The sequence below is a fragment of the Vagococcus salmoninarum genome (genome assembly GCF_003987495.1).
GTDB lineage: Bacteria > Bacillota > Bacilli > Lactobacillales > Vagococcaceae > Vagococcus_D > Vagococcus_D salmoninarum.
Window position 1 is genome coordinate 22385 of sequence record NZ_NGJU01000025.1, and the last position, 14237, is coordinate 36621.

The 14237-nt window shown below is 36.6% G+C and carries 16 protein-coding genes; all 16 read right to left on the bottom strand.

The annotated features are described in order from the left end of the window. Positions 1-141: 141 nt before the first annotated feature. Positions 142-879 (bottom strand): class I SAM-dependent DNA methyltransferase, encoded by a 738-nt coding sequence (locus CBF35_RS13320; protein WP_126782043.1) that lies wholly within the window; start codon positions 877-879, stop codon positions 142-144. A 1-nt stretch (position 880) separates the two neighbouring features. Next, positions 881-1240: a ribosome silencing factor gene (rsfS, locus tag CBF35_RS13325; protein ID WP_193990804.1), complete on the bottom strand. Its 360-nt coding sequence runs from the start codon at positions 1238-1240 to the stop codon at positions 881-883. A gap of 6 nt (positions 1241-1246) precedes the next feature. Then, a complete protein-coding gene (yqeK, locus tag CBF35_RS13330; protein WP_228026024.1) occupies positions 1247-1852 on the bottom strand; it encodes a bis(5'-nucleosyl)-tetraphosphatase (symmetrical) YqeK in 606 nt (201 codons plus the stop codon). Then, complete coding sequence (locus CBF35_RS13335) at positions 1842-2462, bottom strand: nicotinate-nucleotide adenylyltransferase (RefSeq protein WP_126782072.1); 621 nt, start codon at positions 2460-2462, stop codon at positions 1842-1844. The genes yqeK and CBF35_RS13335 overlap by 11 nt, the downstream gene beginning before the upstream one ends. Before the next feature lie 48 nt (positions 2463-2510). Then, on the bottom strand, positions 2511-2822 hold the full coding sequence (gene yhbY / locus CBF35_RS13340; RefSeq protein WP_126782049.1) for a ribosome assembly RNA-binding protein YhbY: 312 nt from the start codon (positions 2820-2822) through the stop codon (positions 2511-2513). Positions 2823-2840: 18 nt separating this feature from the next. Beyond that, on the bottom strand, positions 2841-3950 hold the full coding sequence (gene yqeH, locus CBF35_RS13345) for a ribosome biogenesis GTPase YqeH (protein ID WP_126782051.1): 1110 nt from the start codon (positions 3948-3950) through the stop codon (positions 2841-2843). Beyond that, the gene (locus tag CBF35_RS13350; RefSeq protein ID WP_126782054.1) at positions 3947-4474 is read right to left on the bottom strand and encodes a YqeG family HAD IIIA-type phosphatase; all 528 of its coding nucleotides are present in this window, start codon (positions 4472-4474) and stop codon (positions 3947-3949) included. The genes yqeH and CBF35_RS13350 overlap by 4 nt, the downstream gene beginning before the upstream one ends. A gap of 238 nt (positions 4475-4712) precedes the next feature. After that, positions 4713-5810, bottom strand: coding sequence for a Glu/Leu/Phe/Val dehydrogenase (locus CBF35_RS13355; protein ID WP_193990728.1), 1098 nt, complete (start codon positions 5808-5810; stop codon positions 4713-4715). A gap of 202 nt (positions 5811-6012) precedes the next feature. After that, a complete protein-coding gene (locus tag CBF35_RS13360) occupies positions 6013-7035 on the bottom strand; it encodes a saccharopine dehydrogenase NADP-binding domain-containing protein (RefSeq protein WP_126782056.1) in 1023 nt (340 codons plus the stop codon). Further along, positions 7025-7498 (bottom strand): MarR family winged helix-turn-helix transcriptional regulator, encoded by a 474-nt coding sequence (locus CBF35_RS13365; RefSeq protein WP_126782058.1) that lies wholly within the window; start codon positions 7496-7498, stop codon positions 7025-7027. The genes CBF35_RS13360 and CBF35_RS13365 overlap by 11 nt, the downstream gene beginning before the upstream one ends. A 94-nt stretch (positions 7499-7592) precedes the next feature. Continuing rightward, a complete protein-coding gene (locus CBF35_RS13370; protein WP_126782060.1) occupies positions 7593-8960 on the bottom strand; it encodes a uracil-xanthine permease family protein in 1368 nt (455 codons plus the stop codon). Next, positions 8960-10336, bottom strand: a complete 1377-nt coding sequence (gene guaD, locus CBF35_RS13375) for a guanine deaminase (RefSeq protein WP_425330189.1) — start codon at positions 10334-10336, stop codon at positions 8960-8962. Before guaD ends, CBF35_RS13370 begins: the two co-directional genes overlap by 1 nt. Before the next feature lie 466 nt (positions 10337-10802). Then, positions 10803-11381 (bottom strand): hypothetical protein, encoded by a 579-nt coding sequence (locus CBF35_RS13385; protein WP_126782064.1) that lies wholly within the window; start codon positions 11379-11381, stop codon positions 10803-10805. Positions 11382-11685: 304 nt separating this feature from the next. Next, positions 11686-11961 (bottom strand): hypothetical protein, encoded by a 276-nt coding sequence (locus tag CBF35_RS13390; protein WP_126782066.1) that lies wholly within the window; start codon positions 11959-11961, stop codon positions 11686-11688. After that, positions 11954-13027, bottom strand: coding sequence for a hypothetical protein (locus CBF35_RS13395; RefSeq protein ID WP_126782068.1), 1074 nt, complete (start codon positions 13025-13027; stop codon positions 11954-11956). The genes CBF35_RS13390 and CBF35_RS13395 overlap by 8 nt, the downstream gene beginning before the upstream one ends. A gap of 1 nt (position 13028) precedes the next feature. Continuing rightward, a complete protein-coding gene (locus CBF35_RS13400; RefSeq protein WP_126782070.1) occupies positions 13029-13514 on the bottom strand; it encodes an RNA polymerase sigma factor in 486 nt (161 codons plus the stop codon). Between the last annotated feature and the right edge of the window lie 723 nt (positions 13515-14237).

The following is a 14237-nucleotide window of genomic DNA, read 5'->3' on the forward strand; positions in this document are numbered from 1 at the left end:
TTAAATGATTGCTCCTAAAAAATCCACCAGCCAATTCTCAACTCAATTATATAAAATCAATGAGCTTTTTCAAGTATCTTAACTTACTTAAGCAAAAAAATAACCACTTAGACTAGCAAGTCTAAGTGGTTTTTCACATTATTATTTCTTACAAACAAAGAACCAGCGGGTGGTATTTTCAGATGGTTTTTCATCAGAAAAATCCGCATAAATTTCAATGTTATAAAAGTTAGCACTCTCAAGCATCGTGTAGTAGTTTTCCATTGAATAAGTCCGTTCTTGATGAAGCTCATCGTGACGGACAAAGGTTTTGTCGTCTTCTTTTTCTTTTACAAAAAAAGTTAAGAAATGTTCGACACTATGATCCTTCTCTCCAGGATAACTGTCCCATAGGAAGCCAAATTCATCGGTTTGATAATGATAGCTATACTCTGGGAACACTTCATCAACTTGGAAGATTGAGTGGACATCAAAAATAAACGTGCCACCTTCTTCTAAGGCTTGATATACTGAGTCGAAAACTTGTTGGACAGATTGACGGTCTGGCATATAACACAATGAGTCAGAGAAACACGTGATTGCTTCATAAGTCCCAACTTCTGAAAGATCCATCATGTCGCCTTGGACAAACTGAACTTCAACCCCTTCTTCTTGGGCTCGTTCACTAGCTACTGACAGCATTTGCTCAGATAAATCTAGAGCAGTGACGTCGTAACCTTCACGAGCGAAGTCGCAAGCTAAAGCACCAGTCCCACAAGCTAATTCTAAAATTCGCTTAGTCCCTTTAGGCAAGTGGCGGTTAGCAAATTCTAACCAGGCCACATAAAGAAAAGGGTCCATCACTTCATCGTAGACGAAGGCAAATGTTTTGTATAACATATTACTCGACCATCGTTGTCAAATCAACCATTGGTGCATCTGACCATAATTTTTCTAAGTTATAGAAATCACGTTCTGATGAGTGGAAGACGTGAACAACAATGTCTCCTAAGTCTGCTAAGACCCATTTTCCTGATTCTTTTCCTTCAATACGGCCAACTTCAATGCCTTTCAAACGAGCAGCAACGGCTATTTCATCAACAATCGCTCCTACTTGTTTTTCACTGTTACCGTGACAAATGACAAAATAATCTGCTAATAAAGATATTCCTTGAACATCTAAAGCAACGATGTCTTCTGCACGCTTATCATCTGCGGCTTTTACTACTACTTCTAATAATTGACTACTTTCTATGATAATTCCCTCCTATTTTTTTGCAACCCATTGATTATAGGTCTCTACCGTTTTCGGATATATTTTAAGATTACGTTCCATTAAGTATAACAAGACATGGTAAGTTTCAAAAGCAACAGCTTGATCCAAATCCGCAAAAGCTAATTTACGGGCTTCTTCAACAATCGGAAAAACTCTCCCTAATTCAATATAATCAGCAACATAAATTATTTTGTCTAGTAAACTCATTTCTTTGGCGCCAGTTGTATGAAGACGAACAGCAGATTTGATCGCTGAATCAGTAATTCCTAATTCACTTTCGATTAATTCTGCTCCAAGAATCCCATGCCAAATAGCATTGCCATACTGGATTAACTCTTGGTCGAAGTTCCCTGACTTTATTAATTGAATCATCTCTGAATCCGGCCGCTCTTTTGCATAGTCATGGACTAAAGCAGCGATACTGGCTTTTTCCAGGGATTCGCCAGTCTGTTCTGCTAATTTAAGGGCCATTTCTTCCACACGCAAGACATGATTAAACCGCTTCTCAGAAAGACTTTTTTTCATCAATTCAATTAACTGTTGACGACTTACAGGACAGATAGACGTTGAATAAACCAACTCAGAACTAGTTGTCATCTCGATACAGTCCCTTCTCATCAATGTATTTTATCACATTTTCAGGGAGAAGATAATTAATTGAGCAATTTTCTGCTACTTTTTTTCTAATTAATGAGGAACTGAGCTCCATTAACGGCACATCGACCCAAATAATGGGGTATTCCGAGGTAACTGGATAATTCGGACGACGAACTCCCACAAGCTGAACTAATTCTAATAATTCTGGCAAACGATGCCAAGTTGGTAAGTATTCGACCATGTCCCCACCAATGATAAAATAATAATCGGTTTCCGGATTAGCAGCTACTAGTGCCGCCATTGTGTCATAAGTGTAACTTTTACCAGCTCTTTCAATCTCAACCGTCTCAATTCCCAGCTGAGGGGAAGAATCAGTTGCTAAGGCTAACATTTCCAAACGTAAGTCTGCTGAAATGGTTTTCTTAGGATCAACGTGAGGCGATTCAAAAGAAGGCATCAAGTAGACTTGATCTAATCCTAGTTGATGGTAAACTTGATCAGCGATAATCAGATGGGCTTGATGAACAGGATTAAAATTACCACCTAAAATACCAACTTGACGTCGGTGACCTTTGGCTTTCTTTTCTGCTAGAACAGTTTCGGTTCCCATTAACACAGCCTGACTTTTTTTCATCACAATCATTCACCTCTCGTTAAATTAAATTTTACGGACATCAATTGATAGTTTTTGGTATTTTTCTTGAGTAGATGGTTTGAATAAAACTAAAGCGCGGCCAATGATTTGGACAACGTCACAACGAATTTCTTTCGTTAAAACTTCTGCCACATCTTCGGCAACCTCATCTGTATTTTGTAATAACGTAATTTTGATTAATTCTCTTTTTTCTAGGGCTTCTTCGATTTGAATTAACATATCGTTGTTTAAGCCACCTTTCCCAATTTGAAAAATTGGGTTTAAATGATGGGCTTGACTCCGTAAAAAGCGTTTTTGTTTTCCTCTTAATTCCATGATCTTCCTCTTTTCATTCTATACTAAAGCTTTTCTTCTTAACACATCGACACCTTTTGGCGCCCACCCTGCAACAACACAAGGTTCTGAAACAGTGATCCAACCTAAACCAGCAAAGACAATATCGGTATTTTCTTTAACTGAAAATTCAAAGCGAACTAATTCAGGGAAAGCACTAACTTCATCTGGCCGTGGTGGTTGTAATAAGCCACCAACGTGTTTCTGATAAAATTCATCTGCTTTTTCGAGTTTCGTCCGGTGAATATCTAAATCATTCGATACATAACTAACGAAAGATTGACGTTCCCCTTGAATAAAGTCAAAACGAGCTAAGCCACCTAAAAATAACGTTTGGCCAGCATTTAATTGATACACTTTAGGTTTAATTTCTTTGATTGGGGCAATAATTTTTAAATCTTGTTTGCCTAAGTAATGAGCCATTTGGAATTTATGAATAATTCCTGGGGTATCAACTAAGAACTTACCATCATCTAAAGGAATTTCAATCTTATCTAGGGTCGTACCAGGGAATTGCGATGTTGTAATCAATTCTTGGACCCCTGCTGTTGCTTTAATAATGCCATTAATTAAAGTTGATTTACCAACGTTAGTTACACCAACTACAAAAACATCACGGCCTTGACGGTGTTTTTCAATCGTTTCTAGCAAGCTTTCCATTTCTAAAGGCTTCTTAGCACTAGTTAATAAGACATCAATTGGCCGTAAGCCAGCTTCATGGGCTCTTTCACGCATCCATTGAGTCATCTTGCCACGTTTTAATGATTTCGGTAAAATATCAACTTTATTACCGACTAATAATACCGGATTATTTCCGATAAAACGATGTAAGCCGGGAATTAAACTACCATTAAAATCAAAAATATCCACAACATTAACTATTAGGGCATCTTCTTGACCAATGCTGTTTAATAATCTTAGGAAATCATCATCGGTTAGTTCCACATCTTGAATGTCATTGTAATGACGGAGACGGAAACAACGTTGGCAATACACATTGCCTGTTTCAAGACCTTTTTCTAAAGCTGAGTTCGGCGTGTAGCCTAACCCTTCTTGATTTTCAGTTTGAATGACTGAGCCACAGCCAATACAACGAATTTCTTCGTTCATCCTAATTCACTTCTCCATTTCATATCTGTATGATTTTTCTTTAAATGGGTCATAATAACTTTTTCCATGGCCCGATTTGGTTTAGTGTTCCAAGCATCTGAGGCAACAATTGGTTTCACTAAAATTGAAGGAATACCTGCACTATTAGCTGCTTTAATATCCGTCATCAGTTGATCGCCGACCATCACTAATTGCTCTTTCGGTAAACCAAGCTTGTCAGCTGCTTCATTCATCCCTTTTGTAAATGGCTTCAACGCCCGGGCAACATAAGTTAACCCAAGATGAGAAATGGCTCGCTCAACTCGTTCGGCTTTATTATTAGAAACAACCATGACTGGTATGCCAGCTTCTTTCATCCCCTGAATCCAAGTTAACAACTCCGTAGTGCCATCTGGATTATTCCAGGCAATCAAGGTATTATCTAGATCCGTCAGTATTCCTTTAATATTATGTTTTGCCAGTTCCTCTGGGGTAAGTTGGTAGATTGCTTCCAACATCCAAGTCGGTTTGTAATTTAAAAACATAAAGACTCCTTTCTCATGAGTTCATTTATTTAAGTCAGGATTTCCCTTACTAAAGTTAATTTGAACTATAAAAACAGGGGTACTGAGTCAGTACCCCCTTTATCAAGTCTATTATACATTATTTCATGACTATTTTCATCTAATTATCACTATTTTATTTTGAGTCTAAGATTATTGACTTTTTTCATGATTTATAAGAAATAGTTTCCCTTCATTAGTCCTACTTTCCTACGCTAGATTAACGTTTACAAATGACTGATTTTTCAGTTTTTAAAAAGGTTCTTCTGACATTTAACATCTCTGAAATGCGTTTTTCGGCTAAGTGATCAGCAGCTTCCGCAGTAGTAATCCCTTCCGCTTTCGCTATTTTAAAGACTTGCTCCATTTGATAGTAAATCCCTTTAATTTTTAACTTTGCCCGTTCTTCATTGTAGCCACTTAACTCATCGGCCACATTAATTACCCCACCAGCATTGACAATAAAATCTGGAGCGTAAACGATTCCTTTAGTAAAGAGTTGTTGACTATGTTTGGTGATATCTTCAAGTTGATTATTGGCTGAACCACAAATCCCTTTGACTTTTAAACGTGGTATCGTTGTATCATTTAAAATGCCGCCTAAGGCACAAGGGGCAAAAATATCTGCTTGAACGTCATAAATATCATCTACACCTACAGCTTTAGCCCCGAAATCAGTCACCACCCGTTGAACAGCCTCTTCATTAATATCTGTCACGATTAGCTGACCACCTTCTTCATGAATCAACTGACACATTGTGTAAGCCACATTTCCTAAGCCTTGAACAGCAATTACTTTTCCTTGCAAAGAGTCATCACCGAAAATTTCTTTTGCCGTACTTTTTAAAGCATAATAAACCCCTAGGGCAGTTTTCGGACTTGGATTGCCAGAAGCCCCTGCTCGGGCAGTGCTACCAGTCACATAATCAGTCTCTAAATACATTTGATTCATGTCATGCTCGGTAGTCCCCACATCTTCTGCAATGATGTAACGGCCATTTAAACTCTCAACATAACGACCCATTGCCCGAAACAAGTTTTCACTCTTATCAGTTTTCGGATTACCGATAATCACCGATTTACCGCCACCAATATTTAAGCCGGCTGCCGCATTTTTATAAGTCATTCCCCGGGCTAATCTTAAAACATCCCGTAAAGCCTCTTCTTCATTTTCATAAGGCCACATCCGACACCCACCTAAAGCTGGTCCTAAGGTCGTGTCATGAATTGCAATAATCCCTTTTAAACCTGACGATTTATCATGACAAAAAATCACTTGTTCGTAGTCACCAATTTGCATTTCATCAAATAAAATCATTTTCCACCCTCCACTATCATTGTTAGCTTTCTTTAAGAAAGCGCTACCACACTTCTTACTTCATCCTAGCATGATTATTGAAGGGCAACAACTTCAGTCTGTGAAATTGAGAAGTCTCTCATTGTCTTTTTAGGGAATTGAAAGGATTTGAATTTTCAAACAATAGTAAAGAGGCGTGACAGTAGCCAGCTCCACCTTAATTTTAATCAATGAGTTGTAATTGTGGCAATGCCTTGGCTAATTCTTCAAAAGTTAAATAGTCATCAATTTGGACAAAGCCGAGACTGTCTTGACTTTGATAGACTCGCTCAATTAAAACATTCGCAATTTCTCCGGTGACTACCCCTTCCTTCGCGCCTCTAACTGTCAAAGACTGGCCTTCCCTTCCCTCACTTGCTGTCACTTGCAGGACAAAACTGTCACTCCCTAAGGACCCTTTGGCCATAATTTTCTTTGAGAAGGACATCACTTTGGGATTTTCAATAACAGGCAAGACTTTCAATTTTTGTAAATAATGGAGAGAATGAGTCACACTTCCTAAGTCAAAGCCAAGATAAGTCATTATTTTGCGCTCTGGCCATACTTGCTTTAAACTATGTTGATCAGAAAAATCGAAATTATAGACTGGTAAATCTTTATGATTCACTAATCGGACTTGGTTTTTCAAACTAAAGGGTTTGACTTTTTGACCATTAATTTCATAGCCTTGGTTTAGATGTTTAAACGTCCAGTCTATTGCTGCATCACCATGGCTGTCACCTAAACCTAAGATAACCTTGATTGCTAACTCAGTAAAATTAGGTAGTTTTTTTGCTATCGCATGAGCCATTAAGTTAGTTAAACCTGGTGCTAAACCAACACTGTAAACAACTGAACTCTTTTTACTGAAATTTAGTTGACTTAGCTGATGATAAAAAGCACTATTAGCTGAAACATCCACATAGTCAATAGCATTATTATTACAAAATTCAACAAACTTCGTGTTTTTTTGGTCAATGCACACGACGACTAATTTTATTGTTTCAAACATTTCTAAGTCAGGTTCTTTAGTAATATCAAAGACTTGAGTCTTTAAGTTTAACTGATTTTCAGCTAAATAATCAGCCATTTTTTGACTGTTGCGCCCAGCTAAGATAACTTTTCCCGGATACTTGTGACTTATATTTTTAGTTATGACACTTCCGACATGACCGTGACCACCGATTATCATTATTTTATTTTTCATCTGCTTTTCCCTCGTTACTTCTAGTTAACCGATCTGCTAACTGATTATTAAAAATTTCTAGCCCTTTAACAAAGCCACTTAATTCATTTTGATTCAACTCAGCTACTAAAGCTCTTGTGACATTCCCTTCTAATTTCTGATGTTCCTGATAGATGCGCTTCCCTTTAGAAGTTAAGCTTAGCCATTTAAGGCGCTTATCAGATTCATCGCTCTGTTGTTGAATGATTTCCTTAATTAATAGCTCTCTGACAAACTGTGAGACAGCTCCTTTCGTCATATTTAAAGCTAAGACTAGATCAGACCCGGTGACTGCTTGGCCTTTACCGATTGCTTCGATTAAATGAAATTCACTTGGGCTGACTTTCCCTACCCCTGGAATCATTATTGGTAATTTTTCTAATTCTTTTAGCTGATGAATCAGTTTTCCTAATTCTGCGGTTGTGTTATTTAGTAGTTTATCCATAAAGGTAGTTTAGCAACTAAACTACTTTTAGGCAAGCTTATTGTTTCCTTTCATAATAAAAACAGCACAACTATTAAATAGTTGCGCTGTTTTCTTAACTTTCACTTTTCTTACTTGGTAATAGTTTATTCAACATAATTGCCACAATTGAAGCTGTTGCCACTGGTGAACTGAATAAATATTGAAGCATTTGTGGTAAACCACTGACATAGTCTTTTGGAATAAACGTTAAGGCTAGGGTCAGAACCATTGGAATTCCAAAGACGTAAGTTTCTTTTTCGTGAAAAGGAATTTTCTTCATGACTTCTAAACCACTAATTGAAATTATCGCACAGACGATGACGAAAACCCCACCAATGACCGCCGCTGGAATGGCTGAGATTAAAGCTGATAACTTACTTGAGAAACCAAAAATAATAAACCAAATGCCGGCACTAATGAAAACTTTGCGACTGGCAACACCGGTAATTGAAATGATGCCGGCGTTAGTTGAATAACCTGTAACTGGTGTTGAGCCTAATAAGCTAGCAATTAAACAACCTAAGCCCTCTCCTAAGACCCCGCGATTGATTTGTTTATCCGTTAATTCAACGTCACAGACATTACTGACCGCAAACCAAGTGCCTGTAGTTTCTGCCATTAAAACAATGTAAATAATTAACATTGTTAAAATTGCCGACGGATTAAAACTAAAACTAACATCTTTAAAAGGCAGCTGCACCATCGAGAACCAAGAAGCCTCTTGAACAGCCGTTAAATCTAACATTCCCATAAAACTTGCCGTGACTGTCCCGGCAACTAAGGCTAAAATAACGGAAGAAATTTTAACCCAGCGTCCAATTTTCGGAAAAACCGCCGCCAACATCACACTGCCAATTAACACACCAGCAGCAATTACTGCTAAGAGCATGTTTTGATTAATTGTCCCACCGGCACCGTTAAAGATGTTATCATTCAAACCGACTGGCATCAAAGACAAGCCAACGATAAAAATAATAGTTCCGCCAACTAAAGGTGGTACGAATTCTCGAATAATTTTATTGAAAATACCAGTCATTCCAATAAGTGTTAATAAGACCGCACTGACTAAAGAGGCCCCTAAAACGCTACTCCAACCGGTCATCCCACTACCGTTAGCAAAGTAGATTCCCGCAACTGCACCGATTGGAATAAATGATGGTCCTTGGGCGACAGGGAGTTTCATACAAAAGGCTGATTGGATAATTGTTGCGATCCCTGCTGCTAAGAAGGTCGACTGAATTAAAATCGACGTTTCTTGGCTGCTTAGTCCAATAATAGAAGCAATAATAAAAGGAACCACATAAATATCCATTGCTAAAACGTGTTGAATCCCTAAAAAGATACTTTGTGAGGTTGAAACCGAGTCATTTGGTCCGACTGTTAAATGACTACCTGTGTTAATCTCACTTTCTTGTTGAATTGTTTGTGCTATTTCAGCCATTAGTTCGCTCCCTTAGTTTCTTTAACAGTTTCTCCGTGAATCCAGACTTTAATAATATTTTCACTGTGACTTAAATAAATAATTGTTTGAAAGACATCTAATAAATCCTCATCAGCCATAAATAAGGGCAATGGATGACTACTTAACTTAGTATCAATCACTAGAGCGTCCCATAAATAACCTTCTGCTAACTGGCCAATTGGTAAAGATAAGGCCTGACCACCACCAGCTGTTCCATGATAAAAAGCTTGATTCAACGTAATTCGTGAATCAGCCTTACCACGCTCATTACTTGCTAAAGCCACATCTACTCCATCTTCTAACATCCGTGAAGAAATGACACTTTGCTTAATATTGTCAAACAGACTACTTGAAAATCCGCCACTTAAATCCGTTCCTAAACCGATATCAATCTTATGCTGATCCGTGATTTCTTTAATTGGTAACACCCCATTAGCAAAATAGGCATTTGAAATCGGACAGGCAGCAATTGCTGTCCCGGTTTCTGCAAATAATTGCCGATCCGCTAGACTTAAATGGTTACAGTGAGCCATGACTGCTTTCTCTGACAAGAGCTGAAAATCATTGAGGGCAAAAGCATCATTTTTACTAAAACGGTCTGCCACATATTGGTGCTCCCAATCACTTTCACTACAATGTGATTGAATGTGAACATCGTATTTTTTAGCTAAGGCACCTAAGCCAGCTAAAGCCTCATCTGTGCAACTAGGAATAAAACGGGGCGTCACTACTGGATAAACCCCTTGGATTGTTGTTTTATTTAATTGTTGCACTCGTTGAATGAAGCTTTCAGTACTGGCTAAAGCTTCAGCAGTTGATCCATCACGATAAAAATCAGGGTTTTGTTCATGATCATCCATCACTACCTTGCCGACTAAGCCTCTTTGACCTTTTTCAGCACAAATCTCTGCCAAACGGTAACTTGCTTCTTCATGGATCGAGGCAAAATAAAGGCCAGTAGTCGTGCCGTTGGCAATTAATTGCTCAACTAAATCACGATAAACGTGATCAGCAAAGTCAACATCTGCAAACTTCGCTTCTAATGGAAAAGTGTATTGATGTAACCAATCTTGTAATGGTAAATCTAAAGCTCGACCAGCTTGAGCCCATTGGGGAGCATGGATATGTAAATCGACCATCCCTGGCAATAAATATTGACCTGCCCCTAATTCATAGTAGTTCTCTTGTTGACTGTATTTTGCGACTAACTCTGCATAATTTGCCTGTTTTTTATTAACAATCTTGTCAATTAGCCCTCCTTCAGTAATAAAAAATAAACATTCTTCTAAAACTGTCACAGTAGTTAATGACTGACTAGTAAATCCTGTTCCTTTAACGATTAACTTATAATTCAACAAGGACCCTTCTTTCGTTTTATACTTAACGAAATTAATTATAACTCTAAAACGACTACACAATCAAGCGAAAATCGTACTAATCATCAATAAAATTAAAAATAGTTCGTGTTTAAGTTTAACCAAATAAAAAAGCCGTAACGTTTAGCGTTACGGCTTTTTTAGTGGAATGGATTGTAAAAACGACCACCATACTCTGAATGGTATTATTTCTAAAATAATCAAGCTCTTACTTTCAATACTTGTCCCACTCTAATGGCATTTGGATTAGAAATGCCATTCCAACTTTGTAACTGCTGCACTGTTAAACAAAATCTTAATGCGATTGAACCTAAGTTATCGCCTGATCTCACTGTGTAGGTGCTCGCTCCACTAGTAGATGTACTTCCGATGATGATTACATAAGAATCCTATTTAAACTTAATTAGTAAAGATTCAGCTGAAAATCTGACTACTATACTATTTATCACTTATAAGTTTGGATAAAAATATGTGATAAATTATCCTCACCGGAAAATATCCCCACTGCATCAATAACAACACCAGTTAATTCTATTGGTAGATGGATAATTTCATAAGCAATGCCACTATAATATTGATATAATTGATTATTACCATCTTGAGCGGCTAGTATTTCAAGAAATTCAGTTACTAATTCAGTGGTGTCAGGAACGATGAGTACTGACACTGGATGAGGCTCGTATTCCCCCTGACTTATCTCGTAGTGAGCATCTACAATTGGATAAGTTGTCTCTAAAAAATTTAATAAATCAAATTCTAATTCTGAATTTTCAACGACATCAAAATGAAAACTCTCACTATTTTCATTTCCATGAATAATTGACGATGACGTAGTTTCATTTTCCTGAACTATTGACTTAGACGTGGTATTACGTGAAGAACTTATACTATAATCTGATTTTAAAATTTCTTGTTTGGCTTCTCTTTCACTACTTATCATTTTTTCGGTGTCGGTCTGAGAGACTGAATTACACGCGCTTACAAAAAATGCCACTGCTCCTAAAGTAACAACTAAAGTTTTCACTTTTCAACTTCCTCCTCAATCTTAATTACCAGTCTTTAGCGCAGTATAATATAACTTTACAAATAAATAAAGTACTTTTTATGGTCACAATTTCCTTCTTCTTTCTTCATTTATACACGCCAGTTTTTCATGTATAAATGAGATCGAATTTATTCTAAAAAATTGATTTTTATATAAATATGTTCACTATTTTTTAAAAATTAAGCGACCCCTTTACTCAAATAGCTAAAAAACTTTCTCTTAGTAGTGGTTTACTAACCGTTTCTATCTAAGAGAAAGTCTGGTTTGGATTGCTTAATAATCTCTACATTACTCTTAATATCAAATGAAGCATAGTTAAAATAAGAGGAAAGATGCTACTTATAAGCAAGCTAGTCTGCTTTTTCAAAATCCCCAAAATTATTCCGATTATTGTCGTTAGACTCATCGTAATTAACCAAACATTTTTGTTAAAAACGCTCTGATTGACCAAAGTCGAATTCATTCCATTCACTATCATTGCGATAGTGATTAAACCGATCAATGCCACGCCTTTAATTAACCATTCAAGCCATGTCGTTTTTTTTAACATTTTAATCATTCCGCCCTTCTAAACTAGCGTTCCAGTCCCGAATTTCTTCGACTTTGAAACTTTTCAGCTCTGCTAAATTGCTTTCAAGCCAATCTGCTAATTGATCTGTTCTTCCAGTTAGAAACAAACGGCCATATTTTATGCCGTTATCCTCAATGAACTCTTGGGCATCTTTAAAATTAACAGGATTGCCGTTTAAAAACGAGTTGAAAGGTGAACGAAGATTACTTGGCATCATTGGTACTTCATTTCCACTTGAGTTTATTATTTTAGCACTTGATTGATTGCTTTGATTATCTAATAAGAGGTTTTCATAGAATGAATAATGGTTCTTCAAATAGACTAATTTTTCAATAAAAAGTTCTTCTGTCATTTCAAAAGCCGTCTGACCATCAAAATATAACGCTGGAAAGCCAAAGGCCGTTGAATTAGGATAGTCAACGCCATACCGGATGACTGTAACCGTTGCTACGTCTTTTAGTTCAGCTAGCTGTTCCTTAGTTTTTGGTAAGTTAAAAACAACTTCTAAATTAGCTACACCAAACTTATCTTTATGTCTTAGTAGCTCAATTAGATTTTCCGGTTTCGTTGACCACTCTTGTTCAGGATAAAATTTATAATTAACAAGTCGTTCATTTTGTAAGCTTTCAAAAGTTAAATTATTCACCTTACCATAAAAATAGTCTTCAGTTACCATTGCTACTTCGTAGTCTTGATTGCCGATTCTTTTAACAATGCTGTGACTTTGCTCTTTACCAAAGGCTTTATGCTCTGGCATAAAGTAAGTTTCCCCTGGTAAACGATTATTTTGTGTCAGCTCATACCAATTCTGGCGGTAAATCTCCCGTTCTGAGTAATGGTTTGTACTAGATGTTGGCAAATAACTGGGTTTCTCACCTTCTGAAAAGGTGATAGTATCTTGATCAAAGTATTGATAATAAATTCTGGGTGTTAATTTACTTAAAACCATTGCCACTAACATTATAAAAACAATTGTATACAGTAAATTTAAGTAAAGCGTATATTTGCTTCTATGAGCTGATTTTTCAATTTCTTTATAGTCTAATTTGTTCATGTTAAACATCCTCTCTTTTCCATAATTTAATTTGTTCTCTGCCACGTTTGACTTGCGACTTCAACGTATTGACACTGACACCTAACATTTCACTAGCTTCTTGATAAGTAAATCCTTTAATTTGAACGATTGCAATCGCCTTTTGTTGTTTTTTCGGTAATTTTGCTAATAATCTAATTGTTTCTTGAATATCGTCGGCTGCTAGTAATTGATCCTCAACGTGACCATCGGCTGCTTGTTTAGCAAAAAAATCAGCTGCTTGAATAGTTATTCGTCTCTGTTTTTTAAAATAATCGAACATCGTATACTTGGCAATCGTCATTAACCATGCTTCGATATTCTCCGGCACCTTGTCTTGAATCGCTAGAAAAGCTTTCAAGAACGTGTCTTGTAAGAGATCTTCAGCGGTATAGTGATCTCTCGTATGCGTTAAAAGATAGGCGTACAACTGGTGACTATATTTTTGAAAGTAGTTCTCAATTGTCAAAACTACTAGCCTCCTTTCTGACCCTTATACCTAGTAGACGCTTAACTAAAGAAATAGTTGCATCTTTAATTTTTTTCTTATCAAAAAGTTCACTTACTTACTAAAACTTTATCATAATTTCTTCACATTTGTAGACTATTATTAACTCATACTAATAAACAACCCTAACAAAACTTTTTCATTATTTACTCCTCCAGAGTAAATAAAAATCTCCTTAAACCATCTGATACTCGTCAGATGGTTTTTCTTTTATTTTCTTTTCCGGTCTCTATTAACTCTAACTTTTTTGGGTTAGACGATCCTTATCAATCTAGCTAATTTCATTACACCAGTTTTTTTATCCTCAAAAATAATTTTAACTATTAGGCAAACAAACAAAAATAAGTAACATACACCTGATTTACCTACACAAAAAAAGGGCTGTATAATTTTTGGTGTGGATGAAGAGATTCATTCACACCTATTTTTACGCAAAAAAATAGAAACATATGAACTTTCCAGTTAGAATAAAGTTGCTTACACCAATTCAGGGAGGAGAATTCATATGTTTCATAACGATTATATCCGATTATCACTTAATTTAAAAGACCCCAATATCACATTTGCTGAAAAAGCATGCGTTGAACAAAAAATAAAAGGCGTTACTGCAACCCTTTATTTTGCTACTTTGACTTATACACCCACTCATTGTAAATGTTGTGACCGAGAAAACACTGATTTTCT

Bases quoted from the DNA above. Each gene is read 5' to 3' on its own strand.
- CBF35_RS13320 (WP_126782043.1), bottom strand. From the start codon at position 879: ATGTTATACAAAACATTTGCCTTCGTCTACGATGAAGTGATGGACCCT.
- yqeK (WP_228026024.1), bottom strand. From the start codon at position 1,852: ATGACAACTAGTTCTGAGTTGGTTTATTCAACGTCTATCTGTCCTGTA.
- CBF35_RS13335 (WP_126782072.1), bottom strand. From the start codon at position 2,462: ATGGGAACCGAAACTGTTCTAGCAGAAAAGAAAGCCAAAGGTCACCGA.
- yhbY (WP_126782049.1), bottom strand. From the start codon at position 2,822: ATGGAATTAAGAGGAAAACAAAAACGCTTTTTACGGAGTCAAGCCCAT.
- yqeH (WP_126782051.1), bottom strand. From the start codon at position 3,950: ATGAACGAAGAAATTCGTTGTATTGGCTGTGGCTCAGTCATTCAAACT.
- CBF35_RS13350 (WP_126782054.1), bottom strand. From the start codon at position 4,474: ATGTTTTTAAATTACAAACCGACTTGGATGTTGGAAGCAATCTACCAA.
- CBF35_RS13355 (WP_193990728.1), bottom strand. From the start codon at position 5,810: ATGATTTTATTTGATGAAATGCAAATTGGTGACTACGAACAAGTGATT.
- CBF35_RS13360 (WP_126782056.1), bottom strand. From the start codon at position 7,035: ATGAAAAATAAAATAATGATAATCGGTGGTCACGGTCATGTCGGAAGT.
- CBF35_RS13365 (WP_126782058.1), bottom strand. From the start codon at position 7,498: ATGGATAAACTACTAAATAACACAACCGCAGAATTAGGAAAACTGATT.
- CBF35_RS13370 (WP_126782060.1), bottom strand. From the start codon at position 8,960: ATGGCTGAAATAGCACAAACAATTCAACAAGAAAGTGAGATTAACACA.
- CBF35_RS13390 (WP_126782066.1), bottom strand. From the start codon at position 11,961: ATGATTAAAATGTTAAAAAAAACGACATGGCTTGAATGGTTAATTAAA.
- CBF35_RS13395 (WP_126782068.1), bottom strand. From the start codon at position 13,027: ATGAACAAATTAGACTATAAAGAAATTGAAAAATCAGCTCATAGAAGC.